Origin of the sequence: Wolbachia endosymbiont (group A) of Phasia obesa (assembly GCF_964028125.1) — a bacterium.
In the GTDB taxonomy this organism is placed as follows: domain Bacteria; phylum Pseudomonadota; class Alphaproteobacteria; order Rickettsiales; family Anaplasmataceae; genus Wolbachia; species Wolbachia pipientis.
Genome location: NZ_OZ034764.1, coordinates 193,627 through 207,910 on the forward strand (window position 1 = coordinate 193,627; position 14,284 = coordinate 207,910).

Annotated in this window: 14 protein-coding genes and 2 other RNA genes; 9 read left to right on the top strand and 7 right to left on the bottom strand. The window is 33.3% G+C overall.

Going from position 1 to position 14,284, the window contains the following annotated elements:
• Positions 1-15 precede the first annotated feature (15 nt).
• On the bottom strand, positions 16-1,617 hold the full coding sequence (gene dnaX, locus ABWU29_RS00995) for a DNA polymerase III subunit gamma/tau (protein WP_141457288.1): 1,602 nt from the start codon (positions 1,615-1,617) through the stop codon (positions 16-18).
• Positions 1,618-1,638: 21 nt separating this feature from the next.
• Positions 1,639-1,728: signal recognition particle sRNA small type (gene ffs / locus ABWU29_RS01000), an RNA gene on the bottom strand.
• A 222-nt stretch (positions 1,729-1,950) separates the two neighbouring features.
• On the opposite strand from ffs, the gene ABWU29_RS01005 reads away from it, so the two are divergent.
• Positions 1,951-2,604 (top strand): glutathione S-transferase family protein, encoded by a 654-nt coding sequence (locus ABWU29_RS01005; protein WP_141457290.1) that lies wholly within the window; start codon positions 1,951-1,953, stop codon positions 2,602-2,604.
• Position 2,605: 1 nt separating this feature from the next.
• On the opposite strand, the gene ABWU29_RS01010 is transcribed toward ABWU29_RS01005, so the two are convergent.
• Complete coding sequence (locus ABWU29_RS01010) at positions 2,606-3,253, bottom strand: O-methyltransferase (RefSeq protein WP_015589357.1); 648 nt, start codon at positions 3,251-3,253, stop codon at positions 2,606-2,608.
• A 251-nt stretch (positions 3,254-3,504) separates the two neighbouring features.
• Here ABWU29_RS01010 and ABWU29_RS01015 point away from each other — a divergent pair, with 251 nt between their 5' ends.
• Positions 3,505-3,783 carry a DUF2671 domain-containing protein gene (locus tag ABWU29_RS01015; protein ID WP_007551133.1) on the top strand — a complete coding sequence of 93 codons (279 nt, stop codon included), beginning with the start codon at positions 3,505-3,507 and terminating at the stop codon, positions 3,781-3,783.
• 29 nt (positions 3,784-3,812) lie between these two features.
• Here the strand turns inward: ABWU29_RS01015 and ABWU29_RS01020 are convergent, their stop codons facing one another.
• The 3 genes from ABWU29_RS01020 to ssrS form a co-directional block, all read right to left on the bottom strand.
• Positions 3,813-4,499, bottom strand: a complete 687-nt coding sequence (locus ABWU29_RS01020; RefSeq protein ID WP_015589356.1) for a DsbA family protein — start codon at positions 4,497-4,499, stop codon at positions 3,813-3,815.
• Between the two features lie 53 nt (positions 4,500-4,552).
• A complete protein-coding gene (locus ABWU29_RS01025; protein WP_041573611.1) occupies positions 4,553-5,014 on the bottom strand; it encodes a type II toxin-antitoxin system RatA family toxin in 462 nt (153 codons plus the stop codon).
• A gap of 19 nt (positions 5,015-5,033) precedes the next feature.
• A non-coding RNA gene (gene ssrS / locus ABWU29_RS01030) (6S RNA) lies at positions 5,034-5,195 on the bottom strand.
• Positions 5,196-5,296: 101 nt separating this feature from the next.
• Between ssrS and ABWU29_RS01035 the strand changes: the two genes are divergently transcribed.
• Together ABWU29_RS01035 and ABWU29_RS01040 are read left to right on the top strand one after the other, a co-directional pair.
• On the top strand, positions 5,297-5,887 hold the full coding sequence (locus ABWU29_RS01035; RefSeq protein WP_015589354.1) for a phospholipid-binding protein MlaC: 591 nt from the start codon (positions 5,297-5,299) through the stop codon (positions 5,885-5,887).
• On the top strand, positions 5,884-7,173 hold the full coding sequence (locus ABWU29_RS01040; protein WP_264953985.1) for a bifunctional folylpolyglutamate synthase/dihydrofolate synthase: 1,290 nt from the start codon (positions 5,884-5,886) through the stop codon (positions 7,171-7,173). Before ABWU29_RS01035 ends, ABWU29_RS01040 begins: the two co-directional genes overlap by 4 nt.
• On the opposite strand, the gene ABWU29_RS01045 is transcribed toward ABWU29_RS01040, so the two are convergent.
• Entirely contained in the window at positions 7,141-8,103 is a 963-nt protein-coding gene (locus tag ABWU29_RS01045; protein WP_077188321.1) for a J domain-containing protein, read from the bottom strand. The genes ABWU29_RS01040 and ABWU29_RS01045 overlap by 33 nt on opposite strands.
• A 624-nt stretch (positions 8,104-8,727) precedes the next feature.
• Here ABWU29_RS01045 and recA point away from each other — a divergent pair.
• The 5 genes from recA (at position 8,728) to ABWU29_RS01070 (ending at position 14,277) form a co-directional block, all read left to right on the top strand.
• Complete coding sequence (gene recA / locus ABWU29_RS01050; protein WP_010963008.1) at positions 8,728-9,795, top strand: recombinase RecA; 1,068 nt, start codon at positions 8,728-8,730, stop codon at positions 9,793-9,795.
• 187 nt (positions 9,796-9,982) lie between these two features.
• A complete protein-coding gene (locus ABWU29_RS01055) occupies positions 9,983-10,675 on the top strand; it encodes a phosphatidylserine decarboxylase (RefSeq protein WP_007548750.1) in 693 nt (230 codons plus the stop codon).
• Entirely contained in the window at positions 10,672-11,442 is a 771-nt protein-coding gene (locus ABWU29_RS01060; protein WP_015589351.1) for a CDP-alcohol phosphatidyltransferase family protein, read from the top strand. The genes ABWU29_RS01055 and ABWU29_RS01060 overlap by 4 nt, the downstream gene beginning before the upstream one ends.
• A 22-nt stretch (positions 11,443-11,464) precedes the next feature.
• The gene (locus tag ABWU29_RS01065) at positions 11,465-12,808 is read left to right on the top strand and encodes an alanine/glycine:cation symporter family protein (protein ID WP_015589350.1); all 1,344 of its coding nucleotides are present in this window, start codon (positions 11,465-11,467) and stop codon (positions 12,806-12,808) included.
• Between the two features lie 2 nt (positions 12,809-12,810).
• Positions 12,811-14,277 carry an alanine/glycine:cation symporter family protein gene (locus tag ABWU29_RS01070; protein ID WP_015589349.1) on the top strand — a complete coding sequence of 489 codons (1,467 nt, stop codon included), beginning with the start codon at positions 12,811-12,813 and terminating at the stop codon, positions 14,275-14,277.
• Positions 14,278-14,284: the final 7 nt, after the last annotated feature.

The following is a 14,284-nucleotide window of genomic DNA, read 5'->3' on the forward strand; positions in this document are numbered from 1 at the left end:
ACTAAAATCCACAACTTACTCCTTATTTTCTATATTAACTACTTTTGCACCTTTAAACATGTCAAGTATATCCTTGACTGCAGGTGCATAATTTAAATTACTCACTTCCCTGTTTATATAACCCGTATCAACTGTAATAACCCACTCCTGCTGAGTTGCCTGGTTTAAGTAATTTTTTAAATCATTGCAAAAATTACTGTCCAACTTAGATACAGCTTTTAATTTTAAATACCCAGGTTTACAATCTATTAATTGTAGATTATTACACAGTTGTTTGTAAAGATAAATTTGGTTACTCCGCCTTAATAGTTGCAAAATCTTATCAAAATCGTAATTTTGTTGTTTATTTTCCACATGGATCCCAGTGTCACGCACTGGGATGACAGAGTGGGGTTGTTGTTTACTTTCCACATATTTTTTTGGATCTGAGTAGTCAGCTACTTGGATGACAGAGGGGGAAGGTGCAACAGGTCTGCCCTGTCTATTTCCTTGCTCTACATTTTGTGAAAGAACTTTTTTGATCACCTGTTCTGGAGAAGGTAGATCAGAGAGATAGCAAAGACTAATTAGCATCATTTCAGCAGCAACATCGTTGCATGTTGAAGTTTTTATATCTTGAATACCTTTAAGCAACACCTTCCACAATCTTGAAAAAAATATTAAAGATCTCTTTATACTTAAATCTTTTATCCTATTCTTTTCATACTCTGTAACTGCACTATCAATCTCTTTCGTAATTAAAAAACGGCATACTAACTGAATTGTTTGCAATAGACCTTCAAAAATACTAAGTGGGTTTGCTGTTTTTATCGCCTTGTCAAACACTGATAGAGCTTTCTGTAAATCACCTTCTAATATTGCCCCTAATAGATCAAATATAATATCTTTATCCACTAGGCCAAGTATGTCTGTCACATTTTTAGTGGATATTGCACCATCTTTGCTATATAGCACTGCTTGATTCATCAAAAACAAGGCGTTACGCATTGAATTTCCAGAGTGTCGTGCAATTAATTCTAATGCTCCCTTTTCAATAGAATAACTCTCTTTTTGTGCAACATCATTTAAACGTTCCACTATTTTAGCTACAGGAATGTTGTGTAAATCAAATCTTTGACAACGTGCAATAATAGTTATCGGTATCTTTTTTATTTCCGTAGTTGCTAAAATGAATTTTACACTAGATGGTGGCTCTTCTAGGGTTTTAAGTAATGCGTTAAATGCACTGCTGGATAACATATGTACTTCATCTATAATGTAGACTTTGAATTTAGAGCTTATAGGTGAATAGCAAATATCTCCCAGGATTACTTTAATATCGTCAATGCTAGTGTGACTTGCTGCATCGATTTCAATCACATCTGGATGGCTTGAATTTTTTATTGCTAGACAATTTTCACATGATCCGCAAGGTTCAAAAATTGGCCCCAGGGAACAATTCAAACATAAAGCTATTATCCTTGCAGTGGTGGTTTTACCAACTCCACTACTACCAGAGAGCAGTATAGATTGTGGGATTTTGTTTAAAATAAAAGCATTTTCTAATACACGCACTAATATATCTTGACCTACTAGATCTTTAAAGCTACTAGGACGATGTTTTAATGCTATATTCACAGCTTCGGATAAAACAAATAATGAAGTAGGTATGCAACCCAAAAAGGTTCTGATATGGCTGCTTCATTTCTGATCTGACCAAATTACAGAGTTTTTGCCTGCATACCTTATAAAATATTATACTTTTTTTTTTATTTAGCAAGGTATATCCTATATTAGTCTTATAATTTATATGTTAGACCTCTTGCAACATTACTTTGGAGTAAACAACTGTTACCTAAAATACTCTTCTCTTGTCATCCCAACTTGGATCCAGAGAAAAAAGATGTGGATTTCAGTGTCACACACTGGAATAACAACCTATAGGTACTGGGATAAGAAAAGAGGAATATTATGATTTTATATCATTTTCCTCTTTGTCCATTTTCACGAAAAGTTAGAGCCCTTCTCAAAGAAAAAAAGTTGGGCTGTGATCTAGTGTATGAAAATCCGTGGGAAAAACGGAATGAATTTATGGAGATCAATCCAACCGGGCAAGTACCAGTATTAATAGATAATAACTTTGTAATAGCGGATAGTAATGCCATTTGTGAATATATAGAAGAAACTTACAATAGCGACGTCAAATTATTTGGTTCATCCACTATTATTAAGTCTAAAATACGCGCTCTAATCAATTGGTTCGATAACAAATTTTACAATGAAGTTACTAAGTATATTATGAATGAAAAAGTAATTACTAACCGCAGCCCTGATTCTAGGTTTATCTATGCAGCTCAGCATAATCTGCTTTGCCATATAGAATATGTTGAACACTTAATTAACAAGAACATTTGGCTTGCAACCGATAAGTTCACTTTGGCTGATATTACTTTAGCATCGCATATTTCTGTAATAGACTATGTAAGTAGTTTTCCATGGGAAAAAAGTAAAATTTTAAAAGAATGGTACTCCATTGTTAAATCAAAGCCTTGTTTTCGTGAGATATTATTAGAGAGGATTTCTGGTTTAATCCCTCCTAAACATTATGCTGACCTTGATTTTTAACTTATGTTAGCTTTAAAGCTACAGTCATTCCTTCATCAGTTGGAATCAATATAGAGAAATATTTTTTTTCATCTGATAATCTATTATTAAACTCCCTCATAGCATGCCATGATTTTTCTGATACTTCTTTTGGAGGCGATTCTAAAAATACTGTGTTAAACAATAGAGTGTTATCTGCAACGATTAGCCCATCTTGTTTAATGTATGACTCTGCCCAATCTAAATATTTAGGATAACCACCTTTATCAGCATCGATAAATATCATGTCAAATGGTGCTTTTGCTGATAATTCATTAAGTTTTTCCAATGCATTGCCTTCTATTAGAGTAATTTTATCACTCAGATTAAAAGCACTAAAATTTTTTTTTGCTATTCTTGAGTATTGAGGGTTATTTTCTATTGTATATATGTGACCATCTTCCAGTAGAGCTTTTGCCATGCAAATCGACGAATAACCGTATAACGTGCCAATCTCAACAATACTTTTGATTTTATGGATTTTTATAAATAAACTTAATAGCTTTCCTTCTTCATGGCCGATCTGAATATGTTGCTTTTTTTCAAGAATACAATATTCTTCTATTGTTTTAAATTCTTTTGCAAATAGATTTCTTATGTATGACAATTTTATACTAAAATTATTACGCATAGATTATAAATTAGGGAAGCTTAATTCATACACAATTTATAAATATAATAATATAGTTTGAAATAATAAAAACATTTATTTTAAGTTATTATTTCATAGTATAAAATTTTAAGTGACAAGAATTATTATATATTGTACTATAGTTAACTAGTATAATAAGCAGTCGATTATTGTGCTGGAATTAAAGAGATTGTTTATGCGCATTTCTCTTTATTAAAATATAATTTTTATAATCAATTAGAGGGGGTTATATGTCTTATACTATTGCTAGCGAAGTTGAAACGTTAAACAAAAAATCTAACAAGAATGAAGGGGTTATGTTACTAAATAATCCAGCTTATCGTGAAAAGTATAAAGAACGTTTTGATGAAGCTCAGAGAAAAGTTATGGATATGGTTCAGTTTTATGATGGAACAATAGTATTAATAGAGAATAAAATTGCTATGTATTACTACGCTTGGCACAGTAAAAAAAGAGAATTTGAGCGTAAAAAACAACAAACAGTCGTAAAAAACAATGACTCAGCATAGAGTCTTTTATATGGTAAGCTACAGTGGTATTACTTCACTATAGCTTTTCCATATAATTTATCTATTACATCAGTGAGGTATTTCAGCTCTTTATACCCTTCATGTTTAACTTTATTATGCTCTATATATGACTTACCATCGTTAAGCTTGATGAAAAATATTGGGGTAGCTGTGATACCAAGTTTATTAATTGCCAGTGATTTATCATTTATGATTTTATCCATAATTTTCTTATCATTAATGCATTGGTTAAATGCATCTTGCTTTAAGTTGCTTAGTGCAGCAATTCTTTGTAGTAAAGTCAAATCACTTAAATTGTAGTAATTCCACGAATCTATTGAGTTAAAAACAGCTTTGTTAAAATTAAAGTAGTCTTCTTGTTTTTCGTAGCAATGACTTAGCATTGCAGCCTTTAGCCCTCTGTAATCCAAAGGAAAATGACGAAATATATATAACATCTTACCTGTGTCTATATATTTCTCTTTTATTTTAGGAAAAACATTCTTATGAAAAAGAGAGCAGTGATAGCAAGTTAATGAAGCATATTCTATCATTAGAATTGGTGCTTTTGGATCTCCTAATAATTTATCATCGGGTAATAGTGATAGTAACTCCTTTGATGTTATTTCATTAGTTTCTTTTTGAATATGTTGGTTAACAACTGCATAAGAATTAACACTTATAAAAATTGATAAAAGCAATAGTCTAAAAATCATTACGATATAAATACTTAACTTACTAAAAAAATTATATATTTATATAAATAGTGTCAAGGTAACTTTTGTTTAGCAAGGCTTTCAGCCCTGTCTTTAAATGCAGCAATTATTTTACTTTGTGTATATTTATATACTGAGTTTAATAGGGTTGAAAATGAGTTGGACTTAAACTTAAACTCTATATAAAACTTTACCATAGTTTTATTTTCATCTATGGGAATGAATTGCCATTTATTGCATAGATGTTTAAATATTCCATTTGATGATACAGCTTTTATCCAACCTTCGTTTGTTCTACTTGGAGAAAGAAAGGTTACCTCTGATGTATATCTTCCTTTAATTCCATGAAAAGCTGCTAGAAGGTCCACAACCATTTGATTGTCAATTTTTTCTTTTATATAAACGGCTTTGCACCAAGGAACAAAATCAGGATACCTTTCAACATCAATTACAATTTGGAATACTTCATTAGGCGAACATAGGAAGGTACCTTGTTCTCTGTATTGATGAAGCATAAATTTAGTACCAATCAAAAAAGGATCCGTATCTACCGTCAGCCTTAGTAGATTCCTGAGACCTGAAGTTAAGGTGGGCATCGCATATTAGTTTCAACGAAACCAGCAGAGGCAATTCCCTTCTCTAGAAATTATCGCTCGGGAAATTTAACTTAACTCATAACGCATAGCACAGACCCCTACTTGAATTATAGATGATTTACACAGGGCATGTCTATAGGTATATTAAAGTCAGTAATTGTTATTTAATCTTTATTAAACTTTGCATTTTAAGTATATCTTATGAATATTACTAAAGTTTTAATCATTATTGTTTTTATTGTAATTTCTTCAAGTGCTTACACTAATTGTACAGATCACAAAATTTTTGTGCATACTATGAAACAACAAGTAGACAGCATATCTACAAAAGGAAATAGAAAAAACCTAGAGCATGTACACGAAAAGCTTCAGGAGGTCATTCAGAATAATGTTAACCTCAAAGAAATATCTCGATTTGTCATGGGAAAATATTGGGTTTTGACTACCCGGAAGGAAAGGGAAGATTTCTTAAGAGAGTATGAAGTGTATCTTACACGTTTGTGCGTTAAAATTTTATCTAAATACATGAGTAATAGTGAAATGATCATAATGAGTACAAAAGCAGTTGACGATGAAACTTGCTTAATTGGCACAAGGTTCTCTTACGGTGATGAAGAATTTACAAATATTGATTTTAAAGTTACTAAAAATCACAGTTCTTTCTTGATAAGTGATGTTGTAATGAGTGGAATAAGTATTGCTATTAATCAACGTTCTCAATTTAGTGAGAAGATTGACACGCATGGCATAGCAAGTGTGATAGGTGAATTAAAATGTAACAATAATCTATGATATATATGCCTCATTGGCCTAAGCCACTTGGTAGCAGGCCGAATGATTTTTCTCTTGATCGCATAAAAAGCTTTCTTAGTAAACTAGATAATCCCGAGAAAAAAGTGCCTCCCGTAATTCATATAGCTGGAACTAATGGGAAAGGCTCAACACTAGCATTTATAAGATATATAATGCAAGCAGCAGGGTATAAGGTACACGCATACACTTCTCCACATTTGGTGAATTTTAATGAAAGAATAGTTATTGCAGGCAGTTATATCGACGATAATGAATTATATAGCTTGTTAGAAGAATGCCGTGCCGTAATTGCAGAACAACCTATCACTCTGTTTGAAGCTGCAACTATTGCAGCTTTTTTAGCTTTTTCTCGTCACAAAGCCGATATAACTTTAATTGAAGTGGGTATGGGTGGAAGACTTGATACAACAAATGTTATAGATAGTCCGATTTTAACAATAATTACTTCCATTGCACTTGATCATACGGAATATCTTGGCCCTACTATAGAAATTATAGCAGGTGAAAAGGCTGGAATAATGAAACCTAATGTTCCTTGCGTGATAGCACCACAAGAAAAATCTATAATGAACACGCTAGAATACCACGCAATAAATAAGAAATCTCCCTTATATAGAGGAGGTTTTGAATGGAATTGCAAAAAAAAGAACAACAAAATGGTTTTCCAATCAGCTATTCAATCAATAGAATTTCCTTTGCCGTCTTTAAAGGGTGATCACCAAATAATCAATGCAGGCAATGCTATTGCAGCATGTAGCATTTTGAGTGGAAAATATGGATTTGATATTGGAGAAGAGGATATCACTTCAGGTTTACAGTGCACTTATTGGCCTGCACGACTGGAGCGTATAAAAGAGGGCAATTTAATTTCTTTACTACCAAAAGATTGGCAATTATTTTTAGATGGTGCGCACAATAATGATGGTGCTAGAGTACTATTTCAGTGGGTAAAAGATAATTTTGCTGAAGGTATCTATATAATTTTTGGTGTTACTCGTAACAGAAATGTGGAAGAGTTCTTAGAGCACTTAAAGCCATATATCAAGCTACTATGTGCGGTTTGTGTTAAGTCTGAGCCCAAAGCAACAAATACAAACTTGATTAGGGAAAAAGCCAATAACATAGGAATAAAAGCAATTGAGTGTGAGTCAATTGGCGATGCAATATCAAATCACATATTAAAAGCCTCTATCCAAAACGTCAAAACCATACTAATCTGTGGCTCATTGTTCCTAGCTAGAGACTTCGCTATGGAGAATAGCTAACTTTGATGATATTAACTGACCGATGGGGAAATAACTTTGATTGCTCATAGTACTGCTTGGCTTTTCGTTATCGACTTCTATAAACTGATCATCACCTTTAAATTGCTCCTCAATTGAATTTATAGCTGTCTTTTTGAGAATATAATTACTTGCAGCATTTAAAATAGGTGAAGTAACAATTAAAAGCGTGAATGGTAATGAAAGTAATAAGCCGGATAACATCATAGAGTTAGTTATACCAAAGCCGTTGGCAACTAAATCTAATCCCACACCGAAAAACATTAAAGATGTACAGATTGTGTTGCTCAAAATAACTGAATTTTTTAGCCACTTTAATTTAGTCCTATCACTCTTTGAAAAATTTTCGCATTCTTGGTCAAAGTTAAACAATAATAAAATATTAGTCTGATGATTAAACTCTTTCCCATTTCTAGTATAAATGCTCTTAACAGCTAGACTCAAAATAGATCCTGCTAACAAGGGAGCAAGAAAACCTACTGCTATTGGTACATTAGAAGAAATACCATTAATTATTAAAAATGCAATTGATGTGAAGGATACTAAAAGAACTCCTAAGAGATTTGAATAAGAAGAATATTTTACATAAGCAGTTACATTATTGTTAATTGACTGCTGCTTATTATAGAGTTTATTTCTGCACTTATCATCTAAGTATTTTTGCAATTCTTCATAACTGCGACTCCACAACTTACCGCGTAATTCTTTTATTAAATTATTTCTTTTATTGAGACCTTTCTCCAATGGCTCTATTATAAATTCTTCAAAAAATGGCTTATTTAATGCAATAACCTTAAATTTCTCCTCCGCTTCTTTATTGTTTGGGTTTTTATCTGAGTGATATTTTAACGATAATTTACGGTATTGTTGACTAAGCTTTTTCTTAATATTCTTAATGTCAGAATTTACCACATCCTCCTTTTGAATATTAAATGTTAAAAACAACTGCTTTAAAGCGTGGTACTCATTTTCATTCAAAACATTTCTAGCCACATTACACCTACAAATTAACTAACTATTAATGTTCTATAATATACATATTTCCAAACTATGTCAATTATTTCATAAATATCTTTGGTAAAAATTATTTCTGTTATGACTAGCATGATAAGTGTATGAAGCGACTAAAATTGTCATTACAGCGCTTAGTGTACGACAGTGCTCCAACATTTAGGGTTGCAGTTTTCATGGCAGATCTGAGTAGCTGACCCATCTAAGAGGTGTCATTCAAGTAGCTGACACTGGAATGGCTTTGTTGCATCGCACCTTATACGGTAGTAATTTACAATAAATTCATGTAGCCATTTCGAATTTAGTCATTTCAGTGTTGGCTACTTGGATGACACCACCTGCTATGCTGCAAATTGCAACGTTCGTACACTAAAGTATAGTGTGTTACTAACGAAGGCAAACAAATATCTGCTTTATGAAAACGTTAATATTTTTCATTGAAATAATACATAAATACTAGAAAAACCTTGGCAGGTTATTCGCGTTTGATTATCATAGAGAATTATATAAATTAATAAATGATCTATGGCAAGTAACCCAGAAGAAAGAAATAGTGATAAACAAAAAGCGCTAGATAACGCAATAAGCCAGATTGAAAAAGCATTCGGTAAAGGTGCAATAATGAAGTTGAAGCAAAACCCTGTAGAAAAAATAGACACAATATCCACAGGATCAATTGCGCTTGATTCGGCTCTAGGTGTTGGAGGTCTGCCAAAAGGGCGTATAATTGAAATATTTGGCCCCGAGAGTTCTGGTAAAACCACTCTTGCCTTGCACGTGATTGCTGAAGCACAAAAAAAAGGAGGATCATGCGCATTTATCGATGCAGAACATGCATTGGATGTCTTATATGCTCGTAAACTTGGGGTAAGCACTGATGATTTAGTGATTTCACAACCAGACACTGGAGAGCAGGCGTTGCATATTGTTGAGTATTTAGTGTGTTCTGGTGCGGTTGATGTGATAGTTATTGACTCTGTCGCAGCATTAACTCCAAGAGCTGAAATTGAAGGTGATATGGGTGATCAACATATGGGGCTGCAAGCAAGGCTTCTAAGTCATGGGCTACGGAAACTAACCTCTGCCGTTTCAAAAGCGAACTGTATATTGATATTTATTAATCAAATTCGTATGAAAATAGGAGTAGTGTATGGAAATCCTGAAACTACCACGGGTGGAAATGCATTAAAATTCTATACTTCTGTAAGGCTTGATATAAGAAAAGTTGGTGTAATAAAAGACAAAGAAAATATTACAGGTAATGAAACAAGAGTTAAAGTTGTAAAAAATAAAGTTGCTCCTCCATTTAGAGAAGCGAAATTTGATATAATGTACAATGAAGGTATATCAAAACTCGGAGAAATAATAGATATGGGAGCAAAGCTTGGTGTGCTTGAAAAAGCAGGCGCTTACTATTCATATAACAACACACGTCTTGGGCAAGGAAGAGAGAATGTAAAAACTTACCTAAAAACAAACAAAGAAGTCGCAAATGAAATAGAAACGAAAATCAGAGATTTACTCAGAAATCATGATAATTCTATCATAATAGACGAGGATAGTGAGCAACTTTTAGAAGAATCAGTTTTCTGATCTAAACTTAGGCATTAGATTTTGTGTTGGACGGGTTGTTACAGTATGACGGTAATTCTATGTGCTAATATAACAATCTGTAATGTTACCTTGTATCAAAAAGACTTTGCTGAAGCAGTTAAAAAAAGCTTTTCATGAGAAATTATAAATGATAAATTGTTAACAATAGGTTATTGTTAATAAGATTATGTGTTTTGGTTTACCTAATATAAACAGGGAAGGTTATTCATTTATAGTAGTTTCCTTTATAGTAACGTGTATAGCATTCTCTATATCTTGGGGGTTTGGCGTTACGTGCTTGTTTCCGACATTATTGTGTACTTATTTCTTTCGTGATCCAGCAAGAGCTGTGCCAAACAATAAGAATCTTATATTAAGTCCTGCTGATGGTGTGATTTCAAAAATTGAAGAAGTTAATTATCCTTTATCAGCAGAAAACGGAGAGGAGAAGAAGTTTACGCTTGTTAGCATATTTTTAAGTGTTTTGAACGTCCATGTGAACCGTATACCAATATCTGGTACGATAAAGGAAATGAGTTATAAAAAAGGCAAGTTTGTATCCGCAATGAGCAATAGGTCTAGTAATGAAAATGAAAAGCAGGTTATTGTAATTGAATACGAAAAGGGGAAAGAAATTATTGTGGAGCAAATAGCTGGATTAATTGCACGTCGTATCGTTTGTAATTTAGGAATATCCCAGAACGTAAAAGCAGGTGAAAGGTTTGGAATTATAAGGTTTGGCAGTAGAGTGAATATCTATGTTCCTGCTGATACAGAAGTCAGAGTTTCAGAAGGGCAAACTGTTATTGGTGGTGAAACAATTATAGCAAACTTAAATAAGGAAAACGTTCAAGAGAAGCTTACTTTTGACGTTATATGAATAACGATGGAAGTAACAGTAGATTCTTACCTATTACTAAATTATTCCCAAACTTTATAACTTTATTGGGTTTATGTTCTGGTCTCACTTCACTTAAATTTACATTTAATGAACAATGGGAATTCTCAGTAATTTTTATCATCATTGCAGCAATAATAGATGGAATGGATGGCAGAATAGCTAGAATTCTAAAATCAACTAGCGATTTTGGAGCCCAGCTTGATTCTTTTGCAGATTTTCTAAATTTTGGTGCAGCGCCTGCATTTCTTTTGTATTTTTGGAAGCTAAACGAAATCAAAGTCATAGGTTGGATTTTAGTAATGATATACGTAATCTGCATATCAATAAGACTTGCAAGATTTAATGTTTCGCTACACTCAGAACAACCATACTGGGAAAAATTTTTCTTTTCTGGTGTTCCAGCTCCAGTGTGTGCTTTACTTTCTTTGTTACCAATAATTATTACCTTTCAATCTCATGAGAGTGAATACTTACTTCTCATAGAGCGATTTTTTAACACAAGAAACGTAGCTTGTTACTTTCTGGCCATTTCATTTTTTTCGATAAGTCACATTCCAACTTTCTCTGCAAAATATATTTATATTCCCAAAAGCCTATCCTATATATTTGTGTCATTTTTTGGAGTACTTATTGTATTTTTCATCAGTAAGCCCTGGATGACTCTACCAATTTTAGGTATAGTGTATACACTTACTATTCCAATAAGCATCGGGTTTTACATATATTTTACATATAAAACTCGTTAGCTAACAAAAAATAGAAAACTGCATGATTTTGAAGATAAGTGAACTATTAAATTCATTTCTGTATATAAAGATATTCAACATTCCATTTATAATTATTTGGGTAATTGCAACTGGAATCTTTTGTACTGCCCAGTTCAAATTCATTAACTTTAGGTTACTTAAATATGGAATACAGACGCTATTCAATCTAAAGTGTAATAACAGCAACAATGGCATAATCACTCATATTCAAGCGTTTGCAACAGTAATTTCAGGAACAGTTGGTCTTGGAACAATATCAGGAGTTGCAATAGCTATCACAATAGGGGGCCCAAGTGCAGTTTTTTGGATGGTAATTACCGGAATACTTGGTATGTCGATAAAGTTTGCCGAGGTGGTGCTTGCATTTACTTATCGCTCTGAAAATACAACTGGCGGGGCTTTTTATTACATGAAGTACGGGCTTGCAAAAATTGGATTTGCAAAAACTGGTAGATTTCTTGCCTTCACTTATGCGATTATGCTACTTATTGCAATGATTTTGGGCGGTATACCATTTCAAGCAAATCAAATAGCAGCACTATCAAATAACCTCCTAGAATACAACGCATCCATTATTATATCCCTGCTTGTCTTTATTGTAATATTGGGAGGAATAAAGCGCATTGCTTTCGTTTCAACGAGCTTAGCACCAATTATGATAGTGCTATATGTGGGTATGTGTATATATTTAATTTATGTAAACGGAAGTAATTTGCTGAATGCTCTATCCATAATATTCCAAGATATCTTCAATAAATCAGCTATAGGAAGCGGAGTATTGAGCGGATTAATAGCCGGAGTGAGAAGATCAGTGTTTGCTAACGAAGCAGGTACCGGAACAGCAGCTATAGCACATTCAGCTGTAAAAGAAGAAGATCCAATTAAAGTTGGGTGCGTTGCAATGATTGCACCACTTATAGACACAATATTAATCTCATTTTTGACTGGTATTGTGATAATTATCACTGGTATGCATAGCACTGATAACGTGGGTGATATTACACTAATTAGTTCGATATTTTCAACAGCTTTGCCCTTGTTCAGCAAGTTAGTTTTTCCGCTAATGATGTTTTCCTTTGCATTTTCCACAATAATAGCTTATTGTTACTACTGTGAAGTTGCTTTGCTGTATTTATTTGGTAGTAAAAAAATACTGATACCGTTCCAAATTCTTATAGTGGTTTCAGTGTATATCAGTTGTATGTCAAAGAATATAGAATTTATATCTTATCTAGGTGACAGTTTGTTTATGTGCCTTATGATTCCAAATGCTGTTGCAATATATCTACTGAGAAGGGAAGTCTTGAGTACAATAGATTCCTATTACAATTCTAAAAGGTATTAAACATGACTTATAGATTACTTTGTATGGTGTTATTTTGTCTATTGTTTAATGATGCGCATGCTGCTTCAGGTTTTTACGAAAGTTATGACGCTGTGTTGAATGGAATAAATAACTTCATGAATGAAGTGCTGTTTTTCAAGATCCTTTACGTGCCATTTATAATCCTTCTACTAGTTTTTGGTTATGTGTTTCTAACATTACGTTTTGGATTTCTCAACATAAGAATGTTTAAGCATGCATTTGCTATTTTATGTGGAAAATATGACACGAATCACCATGATGGTCATATTACGCATTTTCAGGCATTTATGACTGCACTTTCAAGCACAGTAGGCCTTGGAACTGTTGCTGGAGTCGCAATTGCAGTTTCAATGGGAGGGCCAGGAGCGGTGCCTTGGATGATGATTACAGGTTTTTTTGGTATGTCAGCAAAATTTGCTGAGGTAACGTTGGCGTTTAGACATAGAACAGAAGATCAGGACCAATTGTTTAGTGGTCCCTTTCAGTATATAAGGAATGGTCTGGAGGAATTTGGATTTAAAAAACTTGGTATTGTGCTGGCTGCCATGTATGCAGTATTCTTTGTATTATCAGGTCTTGGTGGAAGTGTAGCGTTTCAAACCAACCAAATGGTTTCCATATTATCTGGCTATTCAAGTTGGGTAGATGGTCACTCTTGGTTTCTTTCTTCCATAATCTCTGCGCTGCTTGCTCTAGTGATTATTGGTGGAATTAAAAGGATAGCTAGAGTATCTTCTGCACTAGTGCCTATTATGTCACTTATATATATCTTTAGTTGTATTATTATTATTGCATTTAATATTCATAACCTTGGTTATACGTTGAAAATATTATTTTCCACTATGATAGATTTCAATGCTGTTGGCGGAGGGATGGTAGGAGCATTTGTTGCTGGAATTCAAAGGGCAATCTTTGCCAGCGAAGCGGGTGTTGGTTCTGCTTCAATTACTCATGCAACAACTAAAGATGAAGAACCAGTAAGAACAGGGCTTGTTGCAATGATAGAGCCGTGTTTTGATACAATGCTCATTTGCTGTTTAACTGGAATAACGATAGTAATAACAGGTGCATACCAAACAGGTGTTGGTGAGGGAATATTAATTACTCAAAAGGCATTTGAGACAGTTTCTCCATGGTTTCCTATCCTTCTAACAGTAGCTGCTCCTTTGTTTGCATTTTCTTCGGTAATTTCATTTGTATATTGTTGTGAAATGGGGTGGCTATATTTATTCGGTGCAAAAAGTATAGTGATATACCGCATAGCGGTAATAATTGTGGCGTTTTTCTCTGGCCTTTCTAAAGATATAATGGCTATTGCCAATATCGGTGGAACTTTGTTCTCTTGTTTAGCTTTGATCAACATGACAGCGCTTATACTGTTTAGCAATCAGATTAACGATGAAGTTCAGTGCTACCTAAAAAGGCTGAGGAATAATAAAATTAATTAAATTTTGG

Bases quoted from the DNA above. Each gene is read 5' to 3' on its own strand.
- ABWU29_RS01005 (WP_141457290.1), top strand. From the start codon at position 1,951: ATGATTTTATATCATTTTCCTCTTTGTCCATTTTCACGAAAAGTTAGA.
- ABWU29_RS01020 (WP_015589356.1), bottom strand. From the start codon at position 4,499: ATGATTTTTAGACTATTGCTTTTATCAATTTTTATAAGTGTTAATTCT.
- ABWU29_RS01060 (WP_015589351.1), top strand. From the start codon at position 10,672: ATGAATAACGATGGAAGTAACAGTAGATTCTTACCTATTACTAAATTA.
- ABWU29_RS01070 (WP_015589349.1), top strand. From the start codon at position 12,811: ATGACTTATAGATTACTTTGTATGGTGTTATTTTGTCTATTGTTTAAT.
- ABWU29_RS01065 (WP_015589350.1), top strand. From the start codon at position 11,465: ATGATTTTGAAGATAAGTGAACTATTAAATTCATTTCTGTATATAAAG.
- ABWU29_RS01055 (WP_007548750.1), top strand. From the start codon at position 9,983: ATGTGTTTTGGTTTACCTAATATAAACAGGGAAGGTTATTCATTTATA.
- ABWU29_RS01025 (WP_041573611.1), bottom strand. From the start codon at position 5,014: ATGCTTCATCAATACAGAGAACAAGGTACCTTCCTATGTTCGCCTAAT.
- recA (WP_010963008.1), top strand. From the start codon at position 8,728: ATGGCAAGTAACCCAGAAGAAAGAAATAGTGATAAACAAAAAGCGCTA.
- ABWU29_RS01015 (WP_007551133.1), top strand. From the start codon at position 3,505: ATGTCTTATACTATTGCTAGCGAAGTTGAAACGTTAAACAAAAAATCT.
- ABWU29_RS01010 (WP_015589357.1), bottom strand. From the start codon at position 3,253: ATGCGTAATAATTTTAGTATAAAATTGTCATACATAAGAAATCTATTT.
- ABWU29_RS01040 (WP_264953985.1), top strand. From the start codon at position 5,884: ATGATATATATGCCTCATTGGCCTAAGCCACTTGGTAGCAGGCCGAAT.
- ABWU29_RS01035 (WP_015589354.1), top strand. From the start codon at position 5,297: ATGAATATTACTAAAGTTTTAATCATTATTGTTTTTATTGTAATTTCT.